This is a genomic window from Streptomyces sp. NPDC004134 (genome assembly GCF_042874195.1).
Lineage (GTDB): Bacteria > Actinomycetota > Actinomycetes > Streptomycetales > Streptomycetaceae > Streptomyces.
The window spans coordinates 1-15544 of the sequence record NZ_JBIAMS010000024.1 but is presented as its reverse complement, the minus strand read 5'-3'; the positions used below and the strand labels follow the sequence as shown (position 1 = coordinate 15544).

Here is a 15544-nt window from a genome sequence, read left to right as displayed (position 1 = left end):
CGGGTCGCGGCGGGCGGTTCTCCTTTCACCGGCCGCTCACTGTCCGGGCGCCGAAGGTGCCTCGCTGCCGTCCGTGCGGCCGAGCTGCCGGTCGATGAAGTCGAAGATCTCGTCCGCGGACGACTCCTGGATCTTGTTGCTCACGTCCTCGGCCGGGGCCGGGCGCGCGTCGTTCCAGTTCGACAGCAGCGTCTGCAGCCGCAGCGTGATCCGCGAGCGTTCCGCCTCGTCCGCCGCGAGCTGCTTCAGCTCCAGCTCCAGCGCGTCCAGATCGGCGATCACCCGGCGCGACGCGCTGACCGCCTCCGGCATCAGGTCCGCCAGGATCCGGCCGGCCAGGGCGTCGGGGGTGGGGTGGTCGAAGATGAGGGTCGCCGGGAGGCGGAGTGCGGTGGTGGTGGTGAGCTGGTTGCGGAGTTGGACGGCGGTGAGGGAGTCGAAGCCCAGTTCCTTGAAGGGGCGGTGGGGGTCGATGGTCTCGGCGGTGCCGTGGCCGAGGACCGCGGCGATGTTGCTCCGTACGACATCGAGGACCGCCTTGTGCCGCTGCTCCTGCTCGGGCAGCGCCGCGAGCTGCTCGGCCAGCGCGGTGCCGCCGGGCGCGCCGGCGGCCTGCGCCGCGGCGGTGCGGCGGCGGGCCGGTACGAGGTCGCGGAGGAGCGCGGGCAGGTGGGGTGCGGTCCGCAGGGTGCTCGGGTTGAGCGGCACGCACAGGTGGTGGGACGCGGAGGTGGTCAGTGCGACGTCGAGGAGGCGCAGCCCGTGCTCCGTCGTGAGGGGTGTGCCGGTGCGGGTCTGCTGGTGGGTGGTGAGGTGGCCGGTGAGGTCGGTGCTCTGCTGCCAGTAGCCCCAGGCGAGGCTGGTGGTGGGCAGGCCGAGCCGGTTGCGGTGGTGGGCGAGGGCGTCCAAGTAGGTGTTGGCGGCGGCGTAGTTCGCTTGTCCCGGGTTGCCGAGGGTGCCTGCCGCTGAGGAGTAGAGGACGAAGTGGGCGAGGTCCAGGTCCTTGGTCGCCTCGTGGAGGTGGTACGCGGCGTCGACCTTGGGGGCGAGGACCGGGTGCAGCGTCTCCGCGGTGAGTTGGGTGAGGGTGGCGTCGCTGAGCGCCCCGGCCGTGTGGATGACGGCGGTAAGGGGGTGGTCGTCGCCGATGGAGCCGACGAGGGTGCGTACGGCGTCGGCGTCGGTCACGTCGCAGGCCGCGACGGTGACGTGGGCGCCGAGGTCGGTGAGTTCGTCGCGGAGTGCGGTCGCGTTGGGGTGGTCGGGGCCGCTGCGGGAGGCGAGCAGGAGGTGGCGTACGCCGTGCTCGGTGACGAGGTGACGTGCCGTCAGGCTTGCGAGACCGCCGGTGCCGCCGGTGAGGAGCACGGTGCCGTTCGGGTCGAGCGGCCGGGCTTCTTCTGTCGCGGCGTCGCCCGTGGAACGGGTCAGGCGGGGGATGAGGACCGTCTCGTCCCGGAGGGCGAGTTGGGGTTCGCCCGTAGCCAGTGCGTCGGTGAGGTGGGGGACGTCGGCCGCTCCCGTACCGCGCTCGATGCCGGTGGTGTCGGTGTCGATGAGGCGGATGCGGTCGGGGTTCTCGTTCTGGGCCGTACGGACCAGGCCCCACAGCGGTGCGTGCGCCAGGTGGACGTCCTCGGCCGCGTCGGTGGCCACCGCGCGGTGGGTGAGGACGACCAGTTGCCGGTCCGTCTCGTCGTTGGCGGCCAGCCAGCTCCGCAGGTGGGTGAGAAGCGCCTCCGTCGCGACGTGCGCAGCGGCCGGAGTGTCCTCGGCGGCCGGGCCGGCGACGTACACGTCCACCCGGTCCGTATCCACCACCGCCGACTGGTCGGCGGCGGGGCTCCAGGCGAGGTGGAACAGGCTGTTGCGGGTGTCCTCGCTGCTACGGGCGCCGAGCGCCGCGGCGTCGATGGGCCGGGTGTTCAGCGCCGTGACGGTGGCCACCGGCGCCCCCGCCGTGTCCCAGGCCCGGAGGGCGAGGTCGTGGCCGTGCTCGCCGGTGGGGGTGAGGGTGGCGCGTAGCCCGGTGGCACCGGTGGCGTGCACCGACACACCGCTCCACGCGAACGGCAGCCGGAGCCGGCCGTCCGCGCCGTCGTTGTGCGCCGCGAGGGGGTGGAGGGCGGCGTCGAGGAGCGCCGGGTGGACGGCGTGACCGGAGGCGTCGGCGCCCTGCGGGAGCGCGATCTCGGCGTGCAAGGTCCCGTCGGTCCCCTTCCAGGCCGCGGTCACGCCCTGGAAGACGGGGCCGTACTCGTAGCCCGCCGCGGCCAGCTCCGGGTAGAGCGCGCCGACGTCGAAGGGCTCCGCGTCCGCGGGGGGCCACTGGGTCAGCAGCTCGGCCGGGGCCGCCGGTTCGGCGGTGAGGGTGCCGGTGGCGTGGCAGGTCCACGGCTCGGGCTCGGCGTCGTCGGTGTGCGGGCGGGAATGGACGGTGACCTGCCACCGGCCCGTACCGGAGGTGTCCGATCCACCTTGGGGAGCCGCGGTGACCTGGAGGTCGCGGGCGCCGGTCTCCTCCAGCACCAGCGGTGCCTGGAGCGTCAGCTCTTCGAGGTGGGTGGCGCCGGTGTGGTCACCCGCGTACAGGGCCAGGTCGACCAGGCCGGTACCGGGCAGCAGCACGGTCCCGGTGACGGCGTGGTCGGCGAGCCACGGGTGGCTGCTCAGGCCGACGCGGCCGGTGAACACCGTGGTGCCCGCGCCGCCTTCTGCGCCGTCGGCGAGCTGGACCGCGGCGTGCAGCAGCGGGTGGGTCGCCGTGGCGAGGCCGAGGTCGGTGGCGCTCGCGAGCCGGGCCGGGGCGTTCAGCCAGTAGGGCTGGTGCTGGAACGGGTAGGTGGGAAGGCTCGGCAGTGCGCTCGCCGCCTGCGGCAGGTGCGGCGTGAGGTCGATGGAGTGGTGGTGTGCGTGGAGGGTGGTGAGGGCCGTGAGGAAGCGGGACTTGCCGCCGTTGTTGCGGATGAGGGTGGCGTGGTGGTGGGCGGTGGTGGGGTGCTGCTCGAACGCGTCCGCCAGGGCCGCGGCCATCACCGGGTGAGGGCTGGACTCGATGAGCGTGTAGTGGCCGTCGTCGAGGAGTTGTTCGAGGGTGGTGTGGAAGTGGACGGGGTGGCGGAGGTTGTTGAACCAGTACTCCGCGTCCAGGTCCTGGTCGAAGGAGAGCAGGGTGCCGGTGTGGGTGGAGTAGAAGGGGATGGTGGGTGCCATCGGTTCGATGGCGGCGCGTTCGGCGAGGTCCGTGATGATCGTCTCGCGCAGGTTCTCGACGTGGGGGGTGTGCGAGGCGTAGTCGACGGGGATGAGGCGGGCGCGGATGTCGCGCTCCTGACAGGAGCTGACCAGGTCCGTCAGGGGCTGGGTCTCGCCGGCGAGGATGGTGGTGTGCGGGCCGTTGACGGCGGCGACGTGGACGCCGTCGGGCAGGTCCTGGAGCTCGTCCTGCGGGAGTGGGAACGAGGCCATGGTGCCGGTGCCTGCGAGGCGGGTGATGGCTTGTGCCCGCAGCGCGACGACCGCGATGGCGTCGGGCAGGGTCAGCGCTCCGGCGACGTACGCGGCCGCGATCTCGCCCTGCGAGTGACCGATGACCGCGTCGGGCTCGACGCCATGGTGGCGTAGAAGCTGCGCGATGCCCGTCATGACGGCGAACAGCGCGGGCTGCACGACATCCACCGGGTCGAGGGCGTGTTCGTCCTCGCTGGCGAGGACTTCCAGGAGGTCCCAGTCGCACCAGCGCGCCAGCTCGTCCCGGCACGCTGCCAGATGGTCGGCGAAAGCAGGCTCGTCCGAGGCGAGTTGATAGCCCATGCGGGTCCACTGCGAGCCCTGCCCCGGGAAGACGAACGCGGTCTTCCCCGCGCTGACCGATCCGGGTCCGGTGACCAGCGCCGGGTGGGCGGCACCAGTGGCGAGCGCGGTCAGTGCCTCGCGGAGTTCGTCGCGGTCGGCTGTGACGATGCCCGCGCGGTGCTCCATCTTCGACCGTCCGGACCACAGCCGTCCGGCCAGCGCACCCACCTCGACCTGCGGGTTCTGCTCCACGTACGCCGCAAGCTGCTCGGCGCTCTGCGCCAGCGCGCCCGCCGTACGGGCGGACACCACCACCGGCACAGGCGCCGCCACCGCCTCCGGCTCGGCCTCGCTCAGGACCGGGGCCGGAGCCGCCTCCAGGATCAGGTGCGCGTTCGTTCCGCTCATGCCGAACGACGACACCGCCGCCCGCCGCGGTCCGCTCTCCTCGCTCCAGGGGCGGGCCTCCGTCAGCAGTTCGATGTGGCCCGCGTCCCAGTCGACATGGCTCGTGGGCATGTCGACGTTGAGCGTCGGGGGCAGCACCCCGTGCCGCATGGCCTCGACCATCTTGATCACGCCGGCGACCCCTGCCGCCGCCTGAGTGTGGCCGATGTTGGACTTGATGGAGCCCAGCCACAGCGGATTCTCTTCGGAGTGCGCCTGGCCGTACGTCTCCAGCAGCGCCTGCGCCTCGATCGGGTCGCCCAGCGTCGTGCCCGTGCCGTGCGCCTCGACGGCGTGGACCTGGTCGCCGCTCAACCCGGCGTTGGCGAGCGCCTGTTCGATGACGCGGCGCTGCGACGGGCCGTTCGGCGCGGTGAGGCCGTTCGACGCACCGTCCTGGTTGACGGCGGAGCCCTTAAGCACCGCCAGCACCTCGTGCCCGTTCTGCCGCGCGTCCGACAGCCGCTCGACCAGCACCAGGCCGACGCCCTCGCCCCAGCCCGTACCGTCCGCCGCGTCGGCGAAGGGCTTGCAGCGGCCGTCGGCTGCCAGGCCGCGCTGGCGGGAGAAGACCTGGAAGGTGCCGGGGGTGGCCATGATGGTCGCGCCGCCGGCGAGGGCGAGGTCGCACTCGCCGTTGCGCAGCGCCTGCGCCGCGAGGTGCAGGGCGACCAGGGACGACGAGCACGCCGTGTCCACCGTCATCGCCGGGCCCTCGAGCCCGAAGGTGTACGCCACCCGGCCCGAGGCGATGCTCGCGGAGCCGCCCGTGGCGAAGTAGCCCTCCAGGTGGTCCGGCGCGTCGTGCATGCGCATCAGGTAGTCCTGCGAGATGACGCCCGCGAACACGCCGGTGCTGCTGCCCTTGAGGCTGGTGGGGTCGATGCCCGCCCGCTCGAACGCCTCCCAGGCGGTCTCCAGCAGCAGCCGCTGCTGGGGGTCGGTGGCCAGCGCCTCGCGCGGGTTCATGTGGAAGAAGTCCGCGTCGAACCGGCCGGCGTCGTACAGGAACGCGCCCTTGCGCGTGTACATCTTGCCCGGCGCGTCCGGGTCCGGGTCGTAGAGGTCGTCGAGGTCCCAGCCGCGGTCGTCCGGGAGGTCGCCGATCGCCTCGACGCCTTCGGAGACCAGCCGCCACAGGTCCTCGGGCCGCCGCATCCCGCCGGGGTAGCGGCAGGCCATCGAGACGATCACGATCGGGTCGTCGTCGGCCACGGCCGCGACCTGCTTCGCCGCACGCGCCCGCGGCTGCTCGTCCAGCAGCTTGCCCCGCAGGAACGCCGACAGCTCGGTGAGCGTCGGGTGGTCGAAGACCAGCGTGGACGGGAGCTGGAGCGCGGTGGCGTTGGTGAGCCTGTTGCGCAGCTCGACGGCGGTCAGGGAGTCGAAGCCCAGTTCCTTGAACGGACGTTGTGGGTCGATGGTCTCCGGGCGCGCGTGGCCGAGGACGGCCGCGACGTTGCTCCGGATCAGGTCCAGCACCAGCCGGTCCTGCTCGGCCTCGCCGAGCCCGGCCAGCTCCTCGGCCAGCCCCGAGCGCCGTACGGCACTCGCGCCCGCGGCGGTCGCGCGGCGCGCGGTGGCGGGTACGAGGTCGCGGAGCAGCGCCGGCACCTTGGGCGCGCGGCGCAGGGCGGCAGGCTCGATCGGCATGCAGACCAGCGTCGACTCGGGCCGGTCCCGGAGCGCGACGTCGAAGAGGCGCAGGCCGTGTTCCGTGGTGAGCGGCTTGCCGGTGCGGCCCTGCTGGCCGGCGGTGAGGTGCTGGGTGAGGCCGGTGGCCTGCTTCCAGTAGCCCCAGGCGAGGCTGGTCGTCGGCAGGCCGAGCCGGTTGCGGTGGTGGGCCAGGGCGTCCACGTACGTGTTGGCGGCGGCGTAGTTCGACTGCCCCGGGTTGCCGAGGGTGCCGGCGGCCGAGGAGTAGACGACGAAGTGCGCCAGGTCCACGTGCCGGGTCGCCTCGTGCAGGTGGTACGTGGCGTCGACCTTCGGCGCCAGGACCGGGTGGAGGTCGTCCGGGGTGAGCTGGGTGAGGACGGCGTCGTTCAGCGCGCCCGCGGTGTGGATGACGGCGGTGAGCGGGTGGTCGTCGCCGATGGAGCCGACGAGGGTGTGTACGGCGTCGGCGTCGGTGACGTCGCAGGCCGCGATGGTGACGTGGGCGCCGAGTTCGGTGAACTCGGCGCGGAGGGCATCGGCGTCGGGGTGGTCGGGGCCGCTGCGGGAGGCGAGCAGGAGGTGGCGTACGCCGTGCTGGGTGATCAGGTGGCGTGCCGTCAGTCCCGCGAGGACGCCGGTGCCGCCGGTGATCAGCACGGTGCCGTTCGGGTCGAGCGGACGGGGCAGGGTCAGGATCAGCTTGCCGGTGTGCCGGGCCTGGCTCAGGTAGCGCAGGGCCTGGCGGGCCTGCCGTACGTCGAACGAGGTGGTGGGCAGCGGCGTCAGCACACCCGCGGCGAACAGCTCGGTCAGGTGCGCCAGGATCTGCTGGATGCGGTCGGGGCCCGCCTCGATCAGGTCGAAGTTCCGGTACTCGGCGCCGTGGTCGGCCTCTACCGCCCGCGGGTCGCGGATGTCGGTCTTGCCCATCTCGATGAACCGGCCGCCGGGCCGTACGAGCCGCAGCGAGGCGTCGGTGAACTCGTGCGCGAGCGCGTTGAGGACGACGTCCACGCCCTGGTCCGGGCCGTGGGCGCGGAAGTGCTCCTCGAAGTCCAGCGTGCGGCTGGACGCGATGTGCGTGTCGTCCAGACCCTGCGCGTACAGCAGGTGCTGCTTGGCCGGGCTGGCGGTGGCGTAGACGTCGGCGCCGAAGTGGCGCGCGAGCTGGAGTGCGGCGGAGCCGACGCCGCCGGTGGCGGCGTGCAGCAGCAGCGACTCGCCGGACTCCAGCCTGCCGAGGTCCTTCAGCGCGAAGTACGCGGTCAGGAACGCCACCGGAATCCCGGCCGCCTGGGTGGACGACCACGCCGCCGGTACGGGCGTGAGCAGCCGGTGGTCCGTGATCGCCCGGCTGCCGGCGCCCTCGGGCATGAGCCCCATGACGCGGTCGCCGACGGCCACGCTGGTGACGTCGGCACCGACCTCGGTCACGACGCCCGCGCCCTCGCTGCCGAGGGGCGCCTGACCCGGGTACATGCCCAGGGCGATGAGCGTGTCGCGGAAGTTCAGCCCGACCGCGTGCAGTTGCACACGGACCTGGCTGCCGGTCAGCGGCGCGTCCCACTCGGGGGCGGGCTTGCACGCGAGCGCTTCCAGCGTGCCGTCGCCGTCGCTCGCCAGCTTCCACGTGCCTTCCGGCACGTCCAGCACGCCGCTCTCCGCGCCCGTCGCGCGGGCGAGGCGCGCGGTCAGCACCTGGCCGCCGCGGACGGCGGTCTGGGGCTCACCGGTGGCGAGGGCGTCGGCGAGGTGCGGGATGCCGGCGGCACCGGCGTGCGCGTCGATGCCCGCGGCGTCGGTGTCCACGAGGTGGATGCGGTCGGGGTTCTCGTTCTGGGCGCTGCGGAGCAGGCCCCAGAGCGGGGCGTGCGCCAGGTGGACGTCCTCCGCCGGGTGGGTGGCGACGGCCCGGTGCGTGACGACGGCCAGCAGGCGGTCGGTCTCGTCGTTGGCGGCCAGCCAGTCCTGTACGTGGCCGAGCAGCGCCTCGGTCGCGACGTGCGCCGCGGCCGGGGTGTCCTCGCCCGCGGGCGCGGCGACGTACACGTCGTACCGATCCAGCTCCGCGGGCTCGCCCTGCTCCGTACCTGCAGGGCTCCAGGAGAGGTGGAAGAGGCTGTTGCGGGTCGCGGCGCCGGTGTCGGCACCGCTGGTCAGCGCCGAGGCGTCGACGGCCCTGGTGTTGAGGGCGCCGATGGTGGCGACGGGGGCGCCCGTGGGGTCCCAGGCGCGGAGCGCGAGGTCGTGGCCCTGGTCGCCGGTGGGGGTGATCGTCGCACGGAGGTGGGTGGCGCCGGTCGCGTGGACGGACACACCGGTCCACGCGAACGGCAGCCGCAGTTGCGCCTCCGCCTCCCCGCCGGTCCTGGCGCCGCCGTGGGCCGCCAGCGGGTGGAGGGCCGCGTCGAGGAGGGCGGGGTGGATCGTGTGCCCGTCCGGGTCGGTGTCCTCGGGCAGGGCGATCTCGGCGTGCAGCGTGCCGTCGGGCTGCGCCCACGCCGCCGTGACGCCGCGGAAGGCGGGCCCGTACGCGTAGCCGCCCGCGGCCAGCCGGGGATAGATCTCCGCCACGTCGAGCGCCTGCGCGCCGGCCGGCGGCCACTGGGTCAGCGGCTCGACTGGGGTCGCCGGTTCCGCGGTGAGGGTGCCGGTGGCGTGGCAGGTCCATGGCTCGGGCTCGGCCTCGTCGTCGGCGTGGGGCCTGGAGTGGATCGTCACCTGCCAGCCGTCAGCGTCCGGCTGGGGTGCGGCGGTGACCTGGAGGTCGCGGGCGCCGGTCTCCTCCAGCACCAGCGGTGCCTGGAGCGTCAGTTCTTCGAGGTGGGTGGCGCCGGTGTGGTCGCCGCTGTGCAGGGCGAGGTCGACCAGCGCGGTACCGGGCAGCAGGACCGTACCGGTGACGGCGTGGTCGGCGAGCCACGGGTGGCTGCTGAGGCCGACGCGGCCGGTGAACACCACCGTGCCGGTGGCGCCGGTGCCCGCCTCGTCGGCGAGCGGGACGGCGGCGTGCAGCAGCGGATGGGTGGTGGTCCCCAGGCCGAGGTCCGACGCGCTGGTGAGCTGGGCGGAGCCGTGAAGCCAGTAGCTCTCCCGCTGGAACGGGTACGTGGGCAGCTCGGGCACCTGGTCGGTGGACCGGTCGTGCCGCGGGAAGTGGGGGGTGAGGTCGATGGGGTGGTGGTGGGTGTGCAGGGCGGTGAGGGCCGTGAGGAAGCGGACCTTGCTGTCGTCGTTGCGGACGAGGGTGGCGTGGTGGCGGGCCGGGGTGGTCCGCTGCTCGAAGGTGTCGGCGAGCGCGGCGGTCATGACCGGGTGGGGGCTGGACTCGATGAGGGTGTGGTGGCCGTCGTCGAGGAGTTGTTCGAGGGTGGTGTGGAAGTGGACGGGGTGGCGGAGGTTGTTGAACCAGTACTCGGCATCCAGGTCCTGGTCGAAGGCGAGCAATCCGCCGGTGTGGGTGGAGTAGAAGGGGATGGTGGGTGCCATCGGTTCGATGGCGGCGCGTTCGGCGAGGTCCGTGATGATCGTCTCGCGCAGGTTCTCGACGTGGGGGGTGTGCGAGGCGTAGTCGACGGGGATGAGGCGGGCGCGGATGTCGCGCTCCTGACAGGAGCTGACCAGGTCCGTCAGGGGCTGGGTCTCGCCGGCGAGGATGGTGGTGTGCGGGCCGTTGACGGCGGCGACGTGGACGCCGTCGGGGAGGTCCTGGAGTTCGTCCTGCGGGAGTGGGAACGAGGCCATGGTGCCGGTGCCTGCGAGGCGGGTGATGGCTTGTGCCCGCAGCGCGACGACTGCGATGGCGTCGGGCAGGGTCAGTGCTCCGGCGACGTACGCGGCGGCGATCTCGCCCTGCGAGTGGCCGATCACGGCGTCGGGCTCCACGCCGTGATGGCGTAGCAGCTCGGCGATGCCCGTCATCACGGCGAACAGCGCGGGCTGCACGACATCCACCGGGTCGAGGGCGTGTTCGTCCTCGCTGGCGAGGACTTCCAGGAGGTCCCAGTCGCACCAGCGCGCCAGCTCGTCCCGGCACGCGGCCAGATGTGCGGCGAAAGCAGGCTCGTCCGAGGCGAGTTGATAGCCCATGCGGGTCCACTGCGAGCCCTGCCCCGGGAAGACGAACGCGGTCTTCCCCGCGCTGACCGATCCGGGTCCGGTCACCAGCGCCGGGTGCGCGGCACCCGTGGCCAGCGCGGTCAGTGCCTCGCGGAGTTCGTCGCGGTCGGCTGTGACGATGCCCGCGCGGTGCTCCATCTTCGCCCGCCCGGACCACAGCCGTCCGGCCAGCGCACCCACCTCGACCTGCGGGTTCTGCTCCACGTACGCCGCAAGCTGCTCGGCGCTCTGCGCCAGCGCGCCCGCCGTACGGGCGGACACCACCACCGGCACCGGCGCCGCCACCGCCTCCTCAGCCGGAGCCGGCTCCGCCGACGGCGCGTCCACCGCGGCGGTCTCCACCGGCGCGGCTTCCAGCACCACGTGCGCGTTCGTGCCGCTGATGCCGAACGAGGACACCGCCGCCCGGTACGGCTCGTCGTTCTCGGGCCACGGCCTCGACTCCGTGATCAGCGAGATGGTGCCGGAGCTCCAGTCGACGTGCTGGGACGGCTCGTTGACGTGGAGGGTGGGGGGCAGCATGCCGTGGCGCATGGCCTCGACCATCTTCATGACGCCCGCCACGCCCGCCGCGGCCTGGGTGTGGCCGATGTTGGACTTGATGGAGCCCAGCCACAGCGGCCGTTCGGCCGAGTGCTCGCGCCCGTACGTCGCCAGCAGCGCCTGCGCCTCGATCGGGTCGCCCAGCGCCGTGCCCGTGCCGTGCGCCTCCACGGCGTCCACCTGACCGGGCGTCAGCCCGGCGCCGGCGAGCGCCTGCTCGATGACGCGCTGCTGCGACGGGCCGTTGGGCGCGGTGAGGCCGTTCGACGCGCCGTCCTGGTTGATGGCGGAGCCCTTCAGCACCGCCAGCACCTCGTGCCCGTTCCGCCGGGCATCCGACAGCCGCTCCAGCAGGACCAGGCCGACGCCCTCGCCCCAGCCCGTACCGTCCGCCGCGTCGGCGAACGCCTTGCACCGGCCGTCCACGGACAGCACGCGCTGCCGGGAGAACTCGATGAACGCACCCGGGCTCGACATGACGGTGGCGCCGCCCGCGAGGGCGAGGTCGCACTCGCCGTTGCGCAGGGCCTGCGCCGCGAGGTGCAGGGCGACCAGCGACGACGAGCACGCGGTGTCGATCGTCACCGCCGGGCCTTCCAGCCCGAAGGTGTACGCGACCCGGCCCGAGGCGACGCTTGCCGCGCTGCCGTTGCCGAGGTAGCCCTCGAAGCCCTCCGGGGCGTTCTGCATGAGCCGCGAGGCGTAGTCGCCGTAGATCACGCCGGCGTAGACCGCGGTGCTGCTGCCCCTGAGCGTGGCCGGATCGATGCCCGCCCGCTCGAACGCCTCCCACGAGGTCTCCAGCAGCAGCCGCTGCTGCGGGTCCGTGGCCAGCGCCTCGCGCGGGTTCATCCGGAAGAAGTCGGCGTCGAACTCGTCGGCCTCGTGCAGGAACGTGCCGTAGCTGGTGTAGCTCTTGCCCGTCGCCGCCGGGTCGGGGTCGAAGAGGTTCTCCAGGTCCCAGCCGCGGTTCGTCGGGAAGCCGGAGAGACCTTCGCGGCCCTCGGCGACGAGCTTCCACAGGTCCCCCGCGGAGCGCACGTCACCCGGGAAGCGGCACGCCATCGACACGATGACGACGGGGTCGTCGGCGGCGTCGGCGCTCACGAGCTGCGGCGCCGCCGCGCGCGGCGCGGACTCCAGCACCTCGGAGCCGATGTGGTCGGCGAGGACCTGGGCGGTCGGGTAGTCGAAGATCAGGGTCGCCGGCAGCCGCAGCCCGGTGGCGGCGTCGAGCCGGTTGCGCAGCTCGACCGCGGTGAGGGAGTCGAACCCGAGGGCGTTGAACGGCGCCTGAGCGTCCACGGCGGCGGCGTCGCTGTGCCCCAGGACGGCGGCGGCGTTGGTGCGCACGAGGTCGAGCAGCAGGCGCTGCTGCTCGGCGGCCGCCAGACCGGCGAGCTGCTGCGCGAGCCCCGACACCTCGCTCGGTGCGGCGGCCGCGGCCGCCCGGCGGCGCGCCCGCGGGGCGAGGTCGCGCAGGAGGGCGGGGACGCGGTCACCGGTGCCGAGCGTCGCCGGGTTCAGCGGGACGCAGAGGTGGTACGGGGACGGGGTGGCGAGGGCGGCGTCGAGGAGCTTCAGCCCGTGCTCGGTGCCGAGCGCCGCGTCGCTCCGGGCCACCTCGCTGTCGCCGAGGTGCCGGGTGAGGTCGGTCGTGTGCTTCCAGTAGCCCCAGGCGAGGCTGGTGGTGGGCAGACCCTGCCGGTTGCGGTGGTGGGCGAGGGCGTCCAGGTAGGTGTTGGCGGCGGCGTAGTTGGCCTGGCCGGGGTTGCCCAGGGTGCCGGCGGCGGAGGAGTAGAGGACGAAGTGGGCCAGGTCCAGGTGCCGGGTCGCCTGGTGCAGGTGGTACGCGGCGTCGACCTTGGGAGCGAGGACCGGGTGCAGCGTCTCCGGGGTGAGCTGGGTCAGGATCGTGTCGTTGAGCACGCCCGGGGTGTGGACGACCGCGGTCAGCGGGTGCCGCTCGTCGACGGAGGCGATGAGGGTGTGGACGGCGTGGGCGTCGGTGACGTCGCACGCCGCGAGGGTGACCTGGGCGCCGAGTCCGGTGAGTTCGGCGCGCAGGGCGTCGGCGTCGCGGTGGTCCGGGCCGCTGCGCGAGGCCAGCAGGAGGTGGCGTACGCCGTGCTCGGCGACGAGGTGACGGGCCGTCAGCCTCGCGAGGCCGCCGGTGCCCCCCGTGATCAGCACGGTGCCGTCCGGGTCGAGCGGCCGGGGGAGCGTGAGGATCAGCTTGCCCGTGTGCCGGGCCTGGCTGAGATGCCGTAGCGCATGGGAGGCGTGGCGTACGTCGAAGCAGGTGGTCCGCGGCGCCGTGAGGTGGCCCGCGGCGAACAGCGCGGCCAGGTCGACCAGCATCTCCTGGATGCGGTCGGGTCCGGCCTCGATGAGGTCGAAGTTCTGGTAGCGGACCCGGTGGTCGGCCTCGACGGCCTGCGGGTCGCGGACGTCGGTCTTGCCCATCTCCAGGAACCGGCCGCCGGGGCGCAGCAGGCGCAGCGACGCGTCGGTGAACTCGTGGGCGAGCGCGTTGAGAACCACGTCGACACCCTGGTGCGGGGTGTGGGCGCGGAAGTGGTCCTCGAAGTCGAGGGACCGGCTGGACGCGACGTGCTGCTCGTCCAGCCCCTGTGCGTACAGCAGATGGTGCTTGCCCGGGCTGGCCGTCGCGTAGACGTCGGCGCCCCAGTGGCGCGCGAGCTGGAGCGCGGCGGAGCCGACGCCGCCGGTGGCGGCGTGCAGCAGCAGCGACTCGCCGGACTCCAGGCCGCCGAGGTCCCTGAGCCCGTAGTACGCGGTCAGGTACGCCACCGGGACCCCGGCCGCGTCGGTGAACGACCACCCCTCGGGGACGGCGGTGACCATGCGGTGGTCGGTGACCGTCTGCGCGCCCACGCCGTTCGGGAACATGCCCATGACGCGGTCGCCGACGGCCACGCTGGTGACGTCGGCACCGACCTCGGTCACGACACCCGCGCCCTCGCTGGCCAGCAGCGCCTCGCCCGGGTACATGCCGAGGGTGATCAGGGCGTCGCGGAAGTTGAGCCCGATGGCCCGTACCGCGACCCGCACCTGATGCGGAGCCAGCGTCTCGGGGAGGTTCGGGTTCGGCAGGAAGGCGAGGTTGTCGAACGTGCCGGAGGCCGTCTTGTCCAGCCGCCAGGACTCCTCGCCGGTGGGAATCGCCAGCGCCTCGGCGGACCCCCCGGCGGAGCGGGCCAGCCGGGGGACGAGGACCTGCTCGTGGCGGACGGCGAGTTGCGGCTCGCCCGTGGCCAGCGCGTCGAGCAGGTGGGGGACGGCGGCGGGGTCGCCGCCGGTGACGGCCTCGACGGCGGTGTCGGTGTCGACGAGGTGGATGCGGTCGGGGTTCTCGTTCTGGGCGCTGCGGACCATGCCCCACAGCGGCGCGTGCGGGAGGTGCACGTCGTCCGCGGGGCCGGTCGCGACGGCGCGGTGGGTGAGGACGACGAGGCGGCGGTCGGTCCGGTCGTTGTCGCCGAGCCAGCTCTGCACGTGGGTCAGCAGCGCCTCCGCCGCGGCGTGCGCGGCGGTGGGGCCGTCGTCCTCGGCGGGAGCCGCGACGTAGAGGTCAACCAGCTCCGGTGCCACGCCCTCGACCTGGGCGGGCCGCTCGGCGGCGGTCGCGTTCCAGGCGAGGTGGAAGAGGCTGTTGCGGGTGGCCGTGTCGGCGTGGGGGCCGCCGGTGAGCGCCGAGGCGTCGACCGGGCGGGAGTTGAGCGCGGAGACGGTGGCGACGGGCGCGCCGGAGGGGTCCCAGGTGTGCAGGGTCAGGTCGTGGCCGTGCTCGCCGGCCGGGACGAGGGTCGCGCGCAGGTGGGTGGCGCCGGTGGCGTGGACGGTGACGCCGGTCCAGGCGAAGGGCAGCCGGAGCCGGCCGTCGGAGCTGTCCTTGCCGTCCTTGCCGAGGTTCTCGGCCGCGAGGGGGTGGAGGGCGGCGTCGAGCAGGGCCGGGTGGATGGTGTGGCCGGCGGCGTCGGCGTCCTCGGGGAGGGCGATCTCGGTGTGGAGGGTGCCGTCGGCGCCGCGCCAGGCGGCGGTGACGCCCTGGAAGGCGGGCCCGTACTCGTAGCCCGCGGACTGCAGGCGGGGGTAGAGGCCGGCGACCTCCACGGGCTCGGCACCGGGCGGCGGCCACTGGGTCAGCGCGGGGGCCGGGTGGGCGGCGTCGGCGTCGGAGCTGAGGATGCCGGTGGCGTGGCAGGTCCAGGGCTCCGGCTCGGCGTCGTCGGCGGTGTGGCGGCGCGAGTGGATCGTCACCTGCCACCGGCCGGCGTCCTCGCCCTCGGCCCCGGCGAGGGGGGTCGTGGTGACCTGGACGTCGTGGGTGCCGGCCTCGTCCAGGACGAGGGGCGCGTGCAGGGTCAGCTCTTGCAGGTGGGTGGCGCCGGTGTGGTCGCCGGTGTGCAGGGCGAGGTCGACGAGGGCGGTGCCGGGGAGGAGGACCGTACCGGCGACGGCGTGGTCGGCGAGCCACGGGTGGGTGGAGAGGCCGAGGCGGCCGGTGAAGACGGTCGTACCGGCGGAGCCGGCGCGGCCCCCGGTGGTGTCGGCGAGCTGCACGGCTGCGCTCAGGAGGGCGTGGGCGGTGCCGAGTTGGCCGAGGTCGGTCGCGCTGGTGAGCGCGACGGGGGCGTCGAGCCAGTAGGGGCGGTGCTGGAAGGGATAGGTGGGCAGGACGGGGAGCTTGGCCGCGGTCTCGGGGAGGTGGGGGGTGAGGTCGGCGGGGTGGTGGTGGGTGTGGAGTGCGGTGAGGGCCGCGAGGTGGGTGCGGGTCTCGTCGGGCAGGTGGGGGGTGCGCTTCGTACCGGACGGGAGGTGGGGGGTGAGGGTGGGGTGGGGTGCGAGTTCGGTGAAGAGAGTGATGCCGTCGGCGTCGGTGAGGTGGGTGGTGCCTTGGTGGAAGCGGACGGGTTGGCGGATGTGCTGGGCCCAGTAGGCGGGGTCGTGGTGCTGG

The 15544-nt window shown here is 73.7% G+C and carries 1 protein-coding gene; it reads right to left on the bottom strand.

The genetic code is table 11. The features are described 5' to 3' along the window. Positions 1-36: 36 nt before the first annotated feature. Positions 37-15544: SDR family NAD(P)-dependent oxidoreductase (locus ACFYVJ_RS26230; RefSeq protein ID WP_388896072.1), on the bottom strand; the 15508-nt coding region annotated here is incomplete at its 5' end.